The sequence below is a fragment of the Stenotrophomonas sp. ESTM1D_MKCIP4_1 genome (genome assembly GCF_003086895.1).
GTDB lineage: Bacteria > Pseudomonadota > Gammaproteobacteria > Xanthomonadales > Xanthomonadaceae > Stenotrophomonas.
Genome location: NZ_CP026004.1, coordinates 1 through 14,909, shown reverse-complemented (window position 1 = coordinate 14,909; position 14,909 = coordinate 1). Strand labels below are relative to the sequence as shown.

Sequence of the window (14,909 nt, the reverse complement as noted above, 5' to 3'; positions counted from 1 at the left end):
CGGGACTACGGGGCGGAAGAGGGTGGGACGGTGCCGTCATGGGCCTGGGACCGGGCCTGCTCACGCAGGCGGCGCACTTCGTCGGCGTCGACGAGGGTGGTCGGGTCGCGCTGCAGGTCGCCGAAGCGGGCCACGTAGCGGCCACGCACCCACGCCAGCAGGAAGCCCAGGGCCACCAGCAGCGCCAGCGACATCAGGCCCATGTTCGGGGTTTTCAGCGCGAAGGCGAAGCAGCCCAGCGCCAGCAGCAGGTACAGCCAGTACATATCCAGTCCTCCCCAGGCATCGGCCGCAGTGTAGCGCTGCCTTACAGCAGCGGCGAGGCCAGCCGCGCAAAGGCTTCCGGCAGGCGGTGCAACCACAGCGAGCGCCCGGCCTGATCCTGCACGCGCGTGGCACTGTCGAACTCGGCCTGCAGCAGCGTGGCCAGTTCCGCCACACGATCCCGGTCGCTGATCATCATCGACAGCTCGAAGTTCAACCGGAAGCTGCGATGGTCGAAGTTGGCGCTGCCGACGATGCAGACGTCGTCGTCGGCAATGAAGGCCTTGGTGTGCAGCATGCGCGGCCCGTACTCGTAGATCTTCACCCCGGCGTGCAGCAGTTCGTCGAAGTAGGAGCGCGCGGCCTGGGTGACGAACCAGGAATCACTCATCTTGGGCACCAGCAGGCGCACATCCAAGCCGCCCAGTGCCGCCGAGGTCAGGGCCATGCGCGCGGCCTCGCCGGGCACGAAGTAGGGCGTGACCAGCCAGACCCGCTCGTTGGCTTCCTGGATGGCCGCCACATGCAGGCGATGGATGGTTTCCCAGCCCGAATCAGGTCCGGACACCAGCACCTGGGCGTCAATGCTGCCGTCGCCGCGCAACGGCATGTCTGCCGGCCACAGCCGCGCGACCTCGAAGCGCGACGGTTCCTGGCCGCTGGCATACAGCCAGTCTTCGGCAAACACCAACTGCAGGCTGCGCACGACATGGCCACGGATGCGCATGTGCAGGTCACGGTAGGCGTTGGGGTTGCGGCTTTCATCTTCCTCGTCGGTGATGTTGATGCCGCCGGTGAAGGCCAGCTGGCCGTCGATGATGACCAGCTTGCGGTGCGTGCGCAGGTTCAACCACGGCCGCTTGAAGGGCTTCAGCAGCTGCCGCGGATGGAACCAGATGGCCTCGCCACCGGCATCCAGCAGCGGCTGCAGGAAGCGCTTCGACACGGATGACGAGCCCACCGCATCCAGCAGCAGGCGTACCTGCACCCCCGCCCGGGCGCGCTCGACCAGTGCATCGCGCAGGGCGGTACCGGCGTGGTCGGGGTTGAAGATGTAGTACTCCAGGTGCACGTGGTCGCGCGCCTGGGCGATGGCCTCGAGGAGTGCGGCATAGGTGGCCGCGCCATCCACCAGCCATGTCACTTCGGTGGCGCTGCTGGGCGCCAGGCCGGTGGTGGCCTGCGCCACTTTGGCCAGCTCGGTGCAGCCTGCATCGGGCGGGCAGACATCGCTGTAGTGCTCCATGCCCGAACGTGCGCGACCGCGACGCAGGCGCTGCCGTTTCACCTTCTGCGGGCCGAGCAGGTAGTAGATGAAAAGGCCGAGGTAGGGCAGCAGCGCCAGCGACAGGATCCAGCTGAGCGTGGCCACCGGCTCGCGCTTCTGCAGCATGATCCAGCCGGTCAGTGCCAGCAGATAGAGCAGATAGGCCACGGCGAGGATCGTTCCCAGGTGGGCGATGCCATCGAGCCAGAGGCGCAGCGAATCGAAGAGGGCGAGCATGCGCTGATCATAGCGGGCGCGGGCGTGGTGATGGGGTCAGAGCCCTTTCCTGCAGAAAGGGATCCGACCCCTGGGATCTGACCCGGGGTCGGATCCCTTCCCGCAGGGAAGGGCTCTGACCCCGCGCAAAAAAAAGACGCCCCTGTCTCCAAGGGCGTCTGCAGTCGCGTCATGACTGTTGTGCTGCGGTATTGCGTATTACTGCTGCACGAAGCCGATCTTCTTCATCTGAGCATTCTTCGCGGCAGCCAGAACCTTGGCCATCACGTCGTACTCGGAATCCGGGCTTGCATCGATGCGCAGTTCGGGCTGGTTGGTCGGGTCACGCTGGACCTCCTGCTCCATCCGCTGCTGCAGCTCGTGCGTGCCGATCGGGCTGTTGTTCCACGTGACCTGGTTGCTGGCGTCGATCTTGAGTTCGATCGGCGGCGGCGGTTCGACCAGCTGCGGCGGTGGGTTGAGCACGCGCTGCGGCAGGTCCACGGCGATCGGGTACGTCATGATCGGCGCGGTCACGATGAAGATGATCAGCAGAACCAGCATCACGTCCACGAGGGGCGTGACGTTGATGTCTGCCATGGGGCCCTTGCCACCACCACTACTGAATGCCATGGCTTATTGCCCCTTCTCTTTGGTCGCGACGAAGCCGACGTCCAGCATGCCCTGCTCCTGCGCAACCTTGGTCAGGTCGTTGATGACGCGCATCTTGGTCGTGCGGTCACCACGCAGGTTGAGCGGCGGCTGCGGGGTCTGCTGGGCGGCGGTCGCCAAGCGCGACTCGAGCGTCTGCTTGTCGATTTCCTCGTCGTTCCAGTAGATCGAGCCGTCTTCCTTGACTGCCAGGGTGATCGGACCGGAACGCTTTTCAGCGTCCTCCGGCTTCTGGACCAGGTTGGCCTCCGGCAGATCCACCTTGACCTTGTGGGACATCAGGGGCGCCGTGATGATGAAGATGATCAGCAGCACCAGCATCACGTCCACGAGGGGCGTAACGTTGATGTCGGCCATGGGGCCGCCGCTGTTACCACTACTGAAAGCCATAACGGGCTCCGTCTAGATCTTGGTGACTACTGCTTCGTCCAGGGGTGACGCGCGCCGCAATCAGCGGACGCGCGAGCCGGTGGCGAAGAAGTCGTGCAGGTCGTGCGCGAAGGTATCGAACTTGCTGATGGTCGCGCTGTTGACCTTGCTGAAGAAGTTGAAGGCGAACACGGCCGGGATCGCGACGAACAGACCGATGGCGGTCATGATCAGCGCTTCACCCACCGGGCCGGCAACGGCGTCGATCGAAGCGGAGCCGGTGGCACCGATCTTGATCAGCGCGCCGTAGATGCCCCACACGGTACCCAGCAGACCGACGAACGGAGCAGTTGCACCGACGGTGGCCAGCAGGGTCATGCCCGACTGCAGCTTGTTGCTTTCGCGGGTCACGGCCTGGCGCAGGGCGCGGTCGACGAACTCCGAACGGCTCAGGTTCTCACCCAGACCGCCGGTGGCGCCGCCTTCAGCGCGCTGGTGGTGGGCAGCAGCCTGGGCAGCGTCCAGGGCGATCTTCGAGAACGGCTCGGAAGCCGGCTGTTCTTCCATCGCACGGATGGCGTCCTGCGCGTTCGGGGTGTCCCAGAACAGGCTGACGACGCGATCGGCAGCGCTCTTCAGGCGGACCGAACGGAAGATGTTGATGACGGTCCAGTACCAGGACATGGCCGACATGACGATCAGGGTCAGCAGCACGACCCAGGAAACGGCGAAATCACCCGGCTTGGAGGTCATTTCGTGGATCAGGTGCTCGAAGCCCATCTGCGACAGGGCGTTGGACGGATTGCCCCCGGCAGCAGCGGCGATGAAAAGTTCCTGCAGCATGACGCTTACCTTTGTTGTGTGTGGTGATAAAGGGTGTAGCTAAGCTAAACAATCGAACCGGAGGAGGGGTGGCCGGCGGCCACCCGCTCGCATCAGTTCAGTGCAAAGTTGACCGGGACGCGGACGCGGCCAGCAGCCTTCTTACCGCCAGATTCAGCGGCGTTGAAACGCCACTTGCGGGCAGCTTCCATCGCAGCACGGTCCAGATCGCGGTTACGGCTGGACTTTTCCACCGTGACATTGGTGACGTTGCCGTTGGCATCGACATCAATGATCAGGATCACTTCGCCCTGGATACCAGCGCGGAAAGCGGCCGGCGGGTAGCGCGGCGGATTCATGGCCTTCGACGAGATGTCGACGCTGGCCTCGATCGTCGTCGGCGGTGCCGGCGGCGCCGGAGGCGACGGCGGGGTGACGATGTCGTTCGGGCGCGGTTCCGGCACGTCGACGACCGGCGCCTGCGGCGGCGGCGGGACGGGCGACGGCTTCGGCGGCGACAGGTTCTTCACCGGCGGCGGCGGGGTGTCCTGCGGCGGCGGCGGCGGCGGCGGCGGTGGCGGCGGCGGCGGCGCGTCGACGATGGTCACCATGACGTTGCGCTCCTTCTCAGCCACGGCCTTGGGGGCCACGGCGGGGATCAGGAGCATCATGAAGGCGGCCAGATGCAGGGCGATTACAAACGCGATGCCGACGATGCGAGGCCAGCTCAGCCCCTTGTCATCGGGTTGTTCGTACCGGTGAACGACTAGTTGTTCCGTCATGCGCCAAGAGCTCAATAGTGGGGCCGGAATCCCGGGGGCGGGATCCCTGATCAGCGGTGCATGACACCGCAGGAACCTCCAAGCTTATACCAATCCTGAGCGCCTGCGCATCAACTGTGCAGGCGTTCAGGCGTTATTCCTACTTACTTCAGGTTGATGATTTTTTTCGCATCCGCCTGGTTCTTCACACCCTTCGCCAGCGCCTGCTGGGCGGCCTGCTTGGCCTCCGGGATGCGACCTTCGGCATGCAGGACGCGTGCCAGGTTCAGGTAGGTCTCACCGTCCTTGGACAGCGGGGCAGCCTTCTGCCACGCCTCGATCGCCTGCGGCACCTGGTCGGAGTAGTAGTAGGACTGGGCCAGCGCCAGGTAAACCTGGTAGTCCGGCTTCAGGATGCCCTTCTGCAACCCTTCGTTGATGACCGCGATGACGTCCTTTTCCTTGTTCTCGGTGTTGGCATAGATCGAGTACAGCTGCTTGTACTCGCGCTCTTCGGTGAGCTGACCGCTGCTGCGCAGCTTGTCCATCACCGCGGCGGCCTTGGGCATCTGGTCGGCCTGCATGTACATGTTGGCCAGGTTCAGCTGCGCCTTCTTGTCGTTCGGGTTCTTGGCCGCCAGCGCTTCGGCGGTCTTGACCGCTTCACCGGTCTGGCCGGCTTCGGACAGCGCGGCCATCAGCAGCTGGTTCCAGTTGTCCTTCGGCTCCGGCGAGGCGGCGATGGCCTGCTGCAGCACCGGAATCGCTTCCTGGTAGCGCTGCAGCTGGTACAGGGCCTGGCCCTTGGCAATCAGCTCTTCCGGCTTGTTCGACTTGCTCTCGGCGAAGTACTTGTCCAGCGTGGCCAGGCCTTCGGCGGTCTGGTCTTCCTGCAGCTGCAGCTGGCCCAGCATCAGCATCGACTGGAAGTGGCCGTTGTTGTCCAGGCCATTGAGCTGCAGCGCCTGCTTCAGGTAACCGATGGCACCGGCAGTGTCATCGCCCTGGTAGGCGGCCTGCGCCGCCAGCTGCGCGGCAAGCGACTTGTCGTAGTTGTTGGCTGCGCTGTTGCCGAGGATTTCGCCTGCAATCTGCAGGGTCTCCGGGAACTTCTGATCGTTGTAGTTGTCAATCAGCTTCTGCAGCTGCTTGCCCATCTTCGAGGACGCCTTTTCCTTCGGCTCCTCACGGGTGGCATTCGGGAACAGGACTTCGGCCTTGGCCTGCTGCTTGCCACCGCGGTTGCCGCGATCGGACGAACGCGAGGACTGCGCGAAGGCATCGGTGACCACGGCGCCGGTCAGGGCGGTCGCGATGAGGACGGAAAGCACAGCTTTGTGGTTGCGGAAAATCATCGTTCACCTCGATCGAACCGCCGTCAGCGGCAAAGTCGGACTGTCAGAAAAATCTGAGCCGCCAAACGTATCAGAAACAGATGGCGTGAGAAATCGTTTTATGTGCTGCAGTACAGCATGAATCTGCGGACTCACCCACACTTTGGCCGCCGGCCGGCCGCCTGGGCCTGCTGGTAGACGGGCACCAGAGAGGGGGCATCACGCTGCAGTTCGCGGATCCGGTTGGCCGGGTCAGGGTGGGTGGACAGCCATTGCGGGCTGCGGCTGCCACTGGCGGCCATCATGTTCTGCCACAGGCCGACGGCCTGTTCGGGGTTGAAACCGGCATCGGCCATCAGGCGCTGGCCTATCTGGTCGGCCTCGGTTTCCTGGGTGCGCGAGCCCGGCAGCAGGATGATGGCCTGTGCACCCGCGCCACCGTACTGGTTGACCATGCTGGCGCCAGCGTCCCCGCCATATACGCCAGCAATCACACTGGCAATGGCCAGGCCCGTCTGCGCACCCATCTGCTTGGTGATGCGCTCTTCGTGGTGGCGGGCGATCACGTGACCGATTTCATGGCCGATGACGGCGGCAAGCTGGTCCTGGTTCTTGGCCACGGTGAAGATGCCGGTGTTCACGCCCACCTTGCCGCCGGGCAGGGCGAAAGCGTTGGGTTCCTTGTCGACGAACACTGCCGTCTCCCACCGTACGCCACGGTACTGGGGTGGCAACTGCGCGACCAGTGCATTGACCACGCACTGCACATAGCCGTTCTGGCGGCCGTCGGTGCTGATCTTCTGCTTCTGCTTGGTTTCCGCGAACGCCTGCGCGCCCAGCTGGTCGAGCTGCGCTTGGGACACGCCCCCGATGACCTGACGACGGCCGGTCGGTGAGGTGGTGGTCGCGCACGCACTCAGCAGTGCGGTGATGAGCAGGGCGAGCAGCAGTGATTTCATGGAATCCCCCGTGTTCATGCGGGCAGTGTGGACCGGCCTCGCTTAATTTTTCGTCAAGCGGCCACAGCCTTACATTGACCCGAAGAACACCAGCGCGGCCAGGGCCACCGCATTGTTCAGCCCGTGGGCGATGATCGCCGCCCACAGCGTGCCGGTGCGCCGGTACAGCCAGCAGAAGGCTGCGCCCATGCCACCGTAGACCAGCCACAGCTGGGCGATTTCGGCCGGGCCGTTGGCGCTGGTACCCGGAATTTCATGGATGAGGGCGAAGGCCAGGCTGCTCAGGACCATGCCCAGCCAAGGACGGCCGGCCTGCCACAGGCGCCCGAACAGGACGCGGCGGAACAGCAGTTCTTCGTAGGCGGGGGCAAGCACCACCGCAAACAGCACGAGGAAGAGAGGGAAACGCTCGATGGCGTGCTGCATCAGCGCCAGGTTGGTGGGCACCGGTTCAATGCCGGCCTGCTTGGCCAGGAAGGCAATGCCGTTGCTGCCGATCACGATCAGCGTGGCCACCAGCAGGGTCCAGCCCCAGGTGGACGGACGCCGCAGCGCCTGCGCGGAGGCCTGCCGTTCGGCCGCATTGGCCGGCCGCCGCCAGAAGTACAACAGCAGTGCCGCACCGCCGGTGGAAACCAGCGCCATCAGCACCTGTGCCAGGGCACCCGGTGTGCCCAGTGCTTCGGTCACGCTGGCTGGGTCGAGGGCACCCGCATTGCTTTTCGCGCTGGCGTAGCCCACCTGGATGCCGCGATACAGCCCCCATGCCAAGCCGCTGACCAGGCTGAGGACGAACAGCGCGACCGCGCCGATACCCAGATCGATGAAGAAACCCGCCACGGGTGAACCGCGGCGCGGCGCAGCGGAGGCTGGCGGAACGGGCGGCGGAGCGGAGACCGGGACGGAAGCGGACATCGATTACCTGCAGTCAAAGGGCGAAGGCCGGCACGCATTCCTGCGTACCGGCCGCGGTCGAAGCGCGTCAGATATCGAGATTGGCGACCTTCAGCGCGTTGTCTTCGATGAAGTCACGGCGCGGTTCGACGACATCACCCATCAGGGTGCTGAAGATCTGGTCGGCGGCAACGGCGTCCTCGATGCGAACCTGCAGCAGGCGGCGGGTATCGGGATTGACCGTGGTATCCCACAGCTGTTCCGGGTTCATTTCACCCAGGCCCTTGAAGCGCTGGATCTGGCGGCCGCGCTTTGCTTCTTCCAGCAGCCAGTTCTGTGCCTTGGCGAAGCTGTCCACTTCCACCGACTTGGCGCCGCGGCCGATGGTGGCCCCGTCGCGCACCAGGCCATGCAACAGGGTCGCCGCCTGGTAGATGGCGCGCAGTTCGCCGCCTTCAAAGGCCGCCAGCGGCAGCACCTGCACATGTTCCTCGCCCATGTGCCGGCGGGTCACCAGCACGGCAGCCGGACGCTCGTCGTTCGGCTCCTGCAGTTCCAGGCTGAAACGTGCACTGCCCAGGCTGCCCTGGTTGAGGCGCTTGGCCAGTGCGTCCAGACCCTGGCCTTCGGCGGCGTTACGCAGATTGGCCAGGTCCATCGGCACGAAGTCGACCAGCGCTTCGAGCAGGTTGCGGTCGTAGCGGTGGGCGTTGCGTTCGATCGCATCGCGCGCGCCGGCAAACGCAAGCAGCAGTTTCTCCAGCGCGGCGCCTTCGATGCCCGGCTCGCCTGCGGCCGGTACCAGCGTGGCGTTCTCCACCGCGTTGCTGGCCAGGTAGCTGTCCAGCGCCGGGTCATCCTTCAGGTACAGCTCCTGCTTGCCCTGCTTGATCTTGTACAGCGGCGGCAGGCCGATATAGACGTAGCCGCGCTCGATCAGCTCCGGCATCTGACGGTAGAAGAACGTCAGCAGAAGGGTGCGGATGTGGGCGCCGTCGACGTCGGCGTCGGTCATGATGATGATCTTGTGGTAACGCAGCTTGTCCGGGTTGTACTCGTCGCGGCCGATGCCGGTACCCAGCGCGGTGATCAGCGTGCCCACCTGATCGGAGGCCAGCATGCGGTCGAAGCGGGCGCGTTCCACGTTGAGGATCTTGCCGCGCAGCGGCAGCACCGCCTGGTTCTTGCGGTTGCGGCCCTGCTTGGCCGAGCCACCTGCCGAGTCACCCTCGACGATGAACAGTTCGGACAGCGCCGGATCTTTTTCCTGGCAGTCGGCCAGCTTGCCCGGCAGGCCCGCGATATCCAGTGCGCCCTTGCGGCGGGTCAGGTCGCGGGCCTTGCGCGCCGCTTCACGTGCGCGCGCGGCGTCCACGATCTTGCCGGCGATGGCCTTGGCTTCGTTCGGGTTTTCCTGCAGGAACTCTTCCAGGCGCGCGCCGAAGGCATTTTCCACCGCCGGACGCACGTCGGAGCTGACCAGCTTTTCCTTGGTCTGGCTGGAGAAGCTCGGATCCGGCACCTTCACCGACAGCACCGCGATCATGCCTTCGCGCATGTCATCGCCGGTCAGGTTGATCTTGGCCTGTTTGGCGATGCCGTTCTGCTCGATGTAGTTGTTGAGCACGCGGGTCAGCGCACCGCGGAAGCCGGCCAGGTGGGTACCGCCGTCCTTCTGCGGGATGTTGTTGGTGAAGCAGTACATCGTTTCCTGGTAGGAATCGGTCCACTGCAGCGCCACGTCCACCACGATGCCGTTGTGCTCGCCGGTAACCGAGATGACGTTCGGGTGCAGCGGCGTCTTCAGCTGAGCCAGGTGCTCCACGAAGCTGCGGATGCCGCCTTCGTAGTGGAAGTCGTCGCGGCGGCCGTCGCCACGCTCATCGGCCAGCACGATCTTGACGCCGGAATTGAGGAACGACAGTTCACGCAGGCGGCGGGCCAGGATGTCGTAGTGGAATTCCACGTTGTCGTGGAAGGCCACGGTCGACGGCCAGAAGCGCACGGTGGTACCGCGTTTGGTGGTGGCTTCCAGCTTGGCCAGCGCGGTTACCGCCGCACCATTGCTGAATTCCTGCTGGTAGTGGGAGCCGTTCTGGAACACATCCACCAGCAGCTTCTGCGACAGCGCATTGACCACGCTGACACCGACGCCGTGCAGGCCGCCGGACACCTTGTAGCTGTTGTCGTCGAACTTGCCGCCCGCGTGCAGCACGGTCATCACGACCTCGGCCGCCGAAACCTCGCGGCCCAGCTTGGCGCTCATCTGCTCGTGCTTGCCGGTCGGGATACCGCGGCCGTTATCGGACACCGAAACCGAGCCGTCAGCGTGGATCGTCACCGCGACGTGGTCGGCGTGGCCGGCGAGGGCCTCGTCGATCGAGTTGTCGACGACCTCGAACACCATGTGGTGCAGACCGGTACCGTCGTGGACGTCACCGATGTACATGCCAGGACGCTTGCGGACAGCCTCGAGCCCTTCCAGGGCGGTGATGCTGTTGGCGTCGTAGTTGCCGTTGTTTGCCGGGGTGTTCTGTTCGTCGGTCATTGCGCTTGCCGTAGGCTCCGCAGGTCGGTCACCGCACGAAGCGATGCGCCGGGTAAGTAGGGGTGCAACCTGAATTATACCAGCCGGGCCCTGTCGACCCTGATGTGGCCACTATGGCACAGCCACGATCCGGGCATGTTCCACGTGGAACCGGGCAATATCGGCCAGGTCCAACAGCGCGGCCGGGGTTTCGGTGGCGGTAACGAAGATCTGCGCCGGTCCGGCCAATAGTCGCTCGAGCACGCGGGCCTGGTGGGTGCGATCCAGTTCCGACGCAAGGTCGTCCAGTGCAATGACCGGCCATTGCCCGCGCTGCTCGGCATAGTCTTCAGCCTGGGCAAGCAGGCAGGCCAGAGCGGTCAGTTTGGCCTGTCCACGCGAAAGGGCATCGCGGCCCGGAATACTGTGGAAATCCACGCTCCAGTCCGCCCGGTGCGGGCCCACCGAGGTGTAGCCAGCTTGACGGTCGCGCTCGCGCGCCAACAGCAGGGCATCGGCCAAAGGCAGTTCGTGCCGGCGCCAGCCGGGACTGAGGTCCAGGCCCTGAATACCCAGTTGCGGCGCCAGCGCCGAAGCCAGGGCGATCGCTCGCTCCTGCAGCCGTTCCAGGTAGTGCTGGCGCCGGCTGGTGAGCGGTTCGCCGGCCTCAGCCAGCTCGTGGTCCCAAGTATCGAGCATCCGCGACGGTCCACCCTGCTTCAACAGGGCATTGCGCTGCTTGAGCGCACGCGAGTACCGGCGCCAGAGCGAAAGGAAGTCTGGTTCCACGTGGAACAGCCCCCAATCGAGGAAGCGACGGCGTGGTTCCCCACCGCCACTGACCAGCGCATGGCTGCCAGGCTCGAACGTCACAACGGCCAATGCCGCGCAGAGGTTGCCAAGCTGGGCTACATCCTCACCGTCAAGACGCCCCTTCCACTCCTGACCGCTATGGCGAAGGCCGGCCTTTCGACGGTGCGGCGGATGATCGGCCCGCTCCTCGTCCCATTCCACGAAGATTTCAAGCGCGTCCTGACCCTGCCGGACCAGACCGTCGCGCACCCGGCCTCGAAAACTGCGGCCATAGGCCATCAGGTGCAGCGCCTCAAGCACACTGGTCTTGCCCGCGCCGTTGTCGCCGGTCAGCAGGTTCAAACCCGGCTGCGGCGACAGTTCCACGCTGCTGAAGCGGCGCAGTTGGTTCAAGGCGAGGCGGCGGATCAGCATGGGACGCGGGAGACCATCCGCACGGGGCGGTAGCAGGGCGGGGAATCCATCAGCTTACTGCATCGGTCAAGCGTGCCGTCGCGGTCGTCGCCCGGCCACCGGGGCGAGTGGCCGCGGACCAGCACTCGCGCAGCAAGGCGTTCCACGTGGCGTCCGGCACAGCCTGATCGAAGCAACAGGCGCGCGGATGACACGTGAATTCCTTCAAATCTGCGGCATCAGGCAGTGCCCAGGGGTCCAGAATTCGCCCAATTCTCGGCACATGCGGGTGACCGTTTGCCGTCGGACAGCCGGGCGCCGGCGAAGCGTCCCACAGATTTCTTGAAATCTGTGGGGCATGGCACCGGAGCGTTCCACAGATTTCAAAGAATTCACGCCATGCGTTCCACGCTGTCCACAGCGACCCTGTATGACTTATGCACAAGCCATGGGCAATCTGTGGATAAAAAAGCCACTTTCAGCACCGACGAAAACTATCCACAGCTTCCCCCCCAGCCCCGAGGGCTCATATACAGGGGGTTTCAGGTGTATAAATCGCTTTTAAATCAATCAGATAACCCTGTTCTCCACGAAATCTGGCCCTACCATCACCACCATGCTTTAGATTTATACCCAGATTTAAAAGCTAGGGCAGGGCCGAACGGCCGGAAATCCAGGCTGTGGACAGTGGCGTCAGCAGAGGGCAGATCGACTTCCTGAAAACTTTCTGGAATCGATTGATCGGCAGACCTCCATCGAGTCAGAAACCAATCGGCATCCAGGAAGCAGGTAATCAGATCGGCAGCGCAGAACTCCGATTCCACAATCCCCATCAATGCTCCACGTGGAACCAAAAAAAAACGCCCGGATCTCCCGGGCGTTTTCTGTTTCACGTGGAACAGCGCAAATGTCAGAGACGCAGCGGCATCACCACATGACGCGACTTCTCGCTGCTGGACTCACGGACCAGAGCCGACGAGTTGGAATCGCGCAGCTGGATGATGACTTCCTCGTCGCGCAGGGCGGACAGGGCATCCAGCAGGTAGTTCACGTTGAAGCCAATGGCCAGATCGCTGACGGTGGTGTCGGCCTCGATCTCTTCCTGGGCTTCTTCCTGCTCCGGGTTGTGCGCACTGATCTTCAGGTTGCCCGGCGAGACTTCCACGCGGATGCCGCGGTACTTCTCGTTGGACAGAATCGCGGCACGCTGCAGCGAAGCACGCAACGCTTCGCGATCCACCTTCACTTCGCGGTCGGCACCAATCGGAATGACGGCCTCGTAATCCGGGAAGCGACCGTCGATCAGCTTCGAGGTGAACGTGACATCGTCGCGCTTGACGCGGACATGGCTGCGACCGACTTCCAGCTCGATCTCGCGATCGCCGCTTTCGAGCAGGCGCTGCAGTTCGGTCACGCCCTTGCGCGGCACGATGATCTGGCGCTTGGAACCGCTGGGCTTGGCCAGGTCGGTTTCACACAGCGCAAGACGGTGGCCGTCGGTGGCGACGGTACGCAGGGCATCACCGCGCAGGTCAAACAACAGACCGTTGAGGTAATAGCGCACGTCCTGCTGGGCCATCGCGAACGCGGTGCGCTCGATCAGTTCCTTCAGGGTCGCTTCGCCGATCGCCACGCGCTCGGTGGCTTCCACCTCGTCAACCGACGGGAAGTCATTGGAGGGCAGGGTGGCCAGGGTGAAGCGGCTACGGCCGGCCTGCACGGTGATCTTGTCGCCGGTCTGCGAGACGGTGATCCGGCTGCCGTCAGGCAGTGCGCGGATGATCTCGAACAGCTTGCGGGCAGGAATGGTGGTTTCGCCGTCCTGGGCATCTTCAACCGCGATCCGCGACACCATCTCCACTTCCAGGTCGGTACCGGTCAGCGACAGCTGGCCGTTCTGCACCTGGACCAGGAAATTGGCCAGAACCGGAAGGGTCTGGCGGCGTTCGACCACGTTGACGACCTGTGCCAACGGCTTGAGAAAGGCTTCGCGCTGCAGTGTGAAACGCATGTGGTTCCGTGCCCCTATGCTTTAAAAAATGTGGAAAAAATCAAAAGCTTGGTGGTGCTGGTAGAGACAGAATCGCTGGAAAACTACGCTAAGTCTTTGTAATAGAAAGAGTTTCCAGCCTCGAAACCCTCTGTATTACCGCCCCCCAGGGGGTGGGGAAAGCTGTGGATAAATTCGACGCGATTCCAGACGCCATTTTTATCCACAACTCATCCCGCGCTTGCTACCGGATTCTGCACCGTTTTGTGCGATGACGCCTTATCGGCGTCCGTGCATCATTCGCTCAGCTTCCGGATCAGCTTGTCCCAGTCCTCGCGGAGCTTGCCGTCGGTTTCCATCAGGGTGCGGATCTGGCGGCAGGCATGCAGCACCGTGGTGTGATCGCGACCGGCAAAGGCATCACCGATCTCGGGCAGGCTGTGCTCGGTCAGTTCCTTGGTCAGGGCCATGGCGACCTGGCGGGGGCGGGCCAGCGAACGGGTCCGGCGCTTGGACAGCAGATCCTTGATCTGCAGCCCGTAGTAGTCGGCCACGGTTTTCTGGATGTTGGGAATGCTGATCGCCTGCTGCTGGGCGCGCAGCAGATCGCGCAGGGTTTCCTGGGCGAATTCAGTGGTGATCGCACGGCCGGTGAAATTGGCGCGGGCGGTCAGGGTATTGAGCGCGCCTTCGAGGTCGCGCACGTTGGAGCGCATCTTCTTGGCGATCAGGAACGCAACATCATCGGGAATCTCGGCTCCGCGTTCTCGTGCTTTGGCCAGCACGATCGCGGCGCGGGTCTCGAAGTCCGGCGGTTCGATCGCGACTGACAGGCCCCAGGCAAGCCGCGACTTCAGGCGCGCTTCCAGGCCCTCGACTTCGCGCGGGTACCGGTCGCAGGTCAGGATGATCTGCTGCTTGCCGTCGAACAGCGCGTTGAAGGTGTGGAAAAACTCTTCCTGGGTGCGGTCCTTGCCCGCGAAGAACTGGATGTCATCGATCAGCAGCGCGTCCACCTGCTGGAACTGACGCTTGAACTGATCCATGGTCTTTTCCTGCAGGGCCCGGATCATCGCGCTGAAGAACTGCTCCGAGCGCAGGTACAGCACTTTCGCACCCGGGTTGGCCTGGCGCATGGCATTGCCGGCGGCGAACATCAGGTGGGTCTTGCCCAGGCCGGTGCCCCCGTACAGCAGCAGCGGATTGTGCGCGCGGTCGCCTGGCTTCTGCGCCGCCTGGAAGGCAGCGGCCAGACCCAGCTGGTTGCTGCGGCCTTCGACGAAGTTGGCGAAGGTGTAGTGGTTGTCCAGATTGCCGGCGAACGGCACCTGGGGTTCGGCCACCGCTGCCGTCGACGCGCTCGAAACCGGCGCGTTCTGCGCCTCCGAGGGCCGCGGGCGCGAGCCGATTTCAAGGAAAACGTCGCTGAAACCCGCGAAGTGCGTCAGCAGCTCGCGGATCCGGGCCAGGTACAGCTCGCGCACCTGGTCGACGATGAAGGCGTTCGGGGCATACAGCACCAGGCTGTCCGCGCGCAGATCGGCCTGCAGCGGCTTCAACCAGGTGTGAACGTCTTCCGGCGGGAACTCCGCTTCGAGGCGTTCGAGACTTCGGGACCAGGCATCCAT

The 14,909-nt window shown here is 64.0% G+C and carries 13 protein-coding genes; all 13 read right to left on the bottom strand.

Features of this window, described 5'->3' with window-relative positions:
• Positions 1-5 precede the first annotated feature (5 nt).
• On the bottom strand, positions 6-266 hold the full coding sequence (locus C1924_RS00065) for a hypothetical protein (protein WP_108763514.1): 261 nt from the start codon (positions 264-266) through the stop codon (positions 6-8).
• A gap of 41 nt (positions 267-307) precedes the next feature.
• Positions 308-1,768 (bottom strand): cardiolipin synthase, encoded by a 1,461-nt coding sequence (gene cls, locus C1924_RS00060; protein ID WP_108763513.1) that lies wholly within the window; start codon positions 1,766-1,768, stop codon positions 308-310.
• Positions 1,769-1,966: 198 nt separating this feature from the next.
• Positions 1,967-2,380 carry a biopolymer transporter ExbD gene (locus tag C1924_RS00055; protein WP_108763512.1) on the bottom strand — a complete coding sequence of 138 codons (414 nt, stop codon included), beginning with the start codon at positions 2,378-2,380 and terminating at the stop codon, positions 1,967-1,969.
• A gap of 3 nt (positions 2,381-2,383) precedes the next feature.
• On the bottom strand, positions 2,384-2,809 hold the full coding sequence (locus C1924_RS00050) for a biopolymer transporter ExbD (protein WP_108763511.1): 426 nt from the start codon (positions 2,807-2,809) through the stop codon (positions 2,384-2,386).
• Positions 2,810-2,869: 60 nt separating this feature from the next.
• The gene (gene exbB / locus C1924_RS00045) at positions 2,870-3,631 is read right to left on the bottom strand and encodes a TonB-system energizer ExbB (protein ID WP_108763510.1); all 762 of its coding nucleotides are present in this window, start codon (positions 3,629-3,631) and stop codon (positions 2,870-2,872) included.
• Between the two features lie 92 nt (positions 3,632-3,723).
• Positions 3,724-4,281, bottom strand: coding sequence for an energy transducer TonB (locus tag C1924_RS00040; RefSeq protein ID WP_174208978.1), 558 nt, complete (start codon positions 4,279-4,281; stop codon positions 3,724-3,726).
• A 254-nt stretch (positions 4,282-4,535) separates the two neighbouring features.
• Positions 4,536-5,726: a tetratricopeptide repeat protein gene (locus tag C1924_RS00035; RefSeq protein WP_108763508.1), complete on the bottom strand. Its 1,191-nt coding sequence runs from the start codon at positions 5,724-5,726 to the stop codon at positions 4,536-4,538.
• A 131-nt stretch (positions 5,727-5,857) separates the two neighbouring features.
• Positions 5,858-6,664, bottom strand: a complete 807-nt coding sequence (locus tag C1924_RS00030) for a M48 family metallopeptidase (RefSeq protein ID WP_108763507.1) — start codon at positions 6,662-6,664, stop codon at positions 5,858-5,860.
• Positions 6,665-6,733: 69 nt separating this feature from the next.
• Complete coding sequence (locus tag C1924_RS00025; protein ID WP_108763506.1) at positions 6,734-7,579, bottom strand: CPBP family intramembrane glutamic endopeptidase; 846 nt, start codon at positions 7,577-7,579, stop codon at positions 6,734-6,736.
• Between the two features lie 67 nt (positions 7,580-7,646).
• The gene (gene gyrB / locus C1924_RS00020; protein WP_108763505.1) at positions 7,647-10,106 is read right to left on the bottom strand and encodes a DNA topoisomerase (ATP-hydrolyzing) subunit B; all 2,460 of its coding nucleotides are present in this window, start codon (positions 10,104-10,106) and stop codon (positions 7,647-7,649) included.
• Positions 10,107-10,217: 111 nt separating this feature from the next.
• Positions 10,218-11,312, bottom strand: coding sequence for a DNA replication/repair protein RecF (gene recF / locus C1924_RS00015; RefSeq protein WP_108763504.1), 1,095 nt, complete (start codon positions 11,310-11,312; stop codon positions 10,218-10,220).
• An 889-nt stretch (positions 11,313-12,201) separates the two neighbouring features.
• Positions 12,202-13,302 carry a DNA polymerase III subunit beta gene (dnaN, locus tag C1924_RS00010; RefSeq protein ID WP_005411731.1) on the bottom strand — a complete coding sequence of 367 codons (1,101 nt, stop codon included), beginning with the start codon at positions 13,300-13,302 and terminating at the stop codon, positions 12,202-12,204.
• A 275-nt stretch (positions 13,303-13,577) separates the two neighbouring features.
• The gene (gene dnaA / locus C1924_RS00005) at positions 13,578-14,909 is read right to left on the bottom strand and encodes a chromosomal replication initiator protein DnaA (protein WP_108763503.1); all 1,332 of its coding nucleotides are present in this window, start codon (positions 14,907-14,909) and stop codon (positions 13,578-13,580) included.

Bases quoted from the DNA above. Each gene is read 5' to 3' on its own strand.
- C1924_RS00065 (WP_108763514.1), bottom strand. From the start codon at position 266: ATGTACTGGCTGTACCTGCTGCTGGCGCTGGGCTGCTTCGCCTTCGCG.
- cls (WP_108763513.1), bottom strand. From the start codon at position 1,768: ATGCTCGCCCTCTTCGATTCGCTGCGCCTCTGGCTCGATGGCATCGCC.
- C1924_RS00055 (WP_108763512.1), bottom strand. From the start codon at position 2,380: ATGGCATTCAGTAGTGGTGGTGGCAAGGGCCCCATGGCAGACATCAAC.
- C1924_RS00050 (WP_108763511.1), bottom strand. From the start codon at position 2,809: ATGGCTTTCAGTAGTGGTAACAGCGGCGGCCCCATGGCCGACATCAAC.
- exbB (WP_108763510.1), bottom strand. From the start codon at position 3,631: ATGCTGCAGGAACTTTTCATCGCCGCTGCTGCCGGGGGCAATCCGTCC.
- C1924_RS00040 (WP_174208978.1), bottom strand. From the start codon at position 4,281: ATGATGCTCCTGATCCCCGCCGTGGCCCCCAAGGCCGTGGCTGAGAAG.
- C1924_RS00035 (WP_108763508.1), bottom strand. From the start codon at position 5,726: ATGATTTTCCGCAACCACAAAGCTGTGCTTTCCGTCCTCATCGCGACC.
- C1924_RS00030 (WP_108763507.1), bottom strand. From the start codon at position 6,664: ATGAAATCACTGCTGCTCGCCCTGCTCATCACCGCACTGCTGAGTGCG.
- C1924_RS00025 (WP_108763506.1), bottom strand. From the start codon at position 7,579: ATGTCCGCTTCCGTCCCGGTCTCCGCTCCGCCGCCCGTTCCGCCAGCC.
- gyrB (WP_108763505.1), bottom strand. From the start codon at position 10,106: ATGACCGACGAACAGAACACCCCGGCAAACAACGGCAACTACGACGCC.
- recF (WP_108763504.1), bottom strand. From the start codon at position 11,312: ATGCTGATCCGCCGCCTCGCCTTGAACCAACTGCGCCGCTTCAGCAGC.
- dnaN (WP_005411731.1), bottom strand. From the start codon at position 13,302: ATGCGTTTCACACTGCAGCGCGAAGCCTTTCTCAAGCCGTTGGCACAG.
- dnaA (WP_108763503.1), bottom strand. From the start codon at position 14,909: ATGGATGCCTGGTCCCGAAGTCTCGAACGCCTCGAAGCGGAGTTCCCG.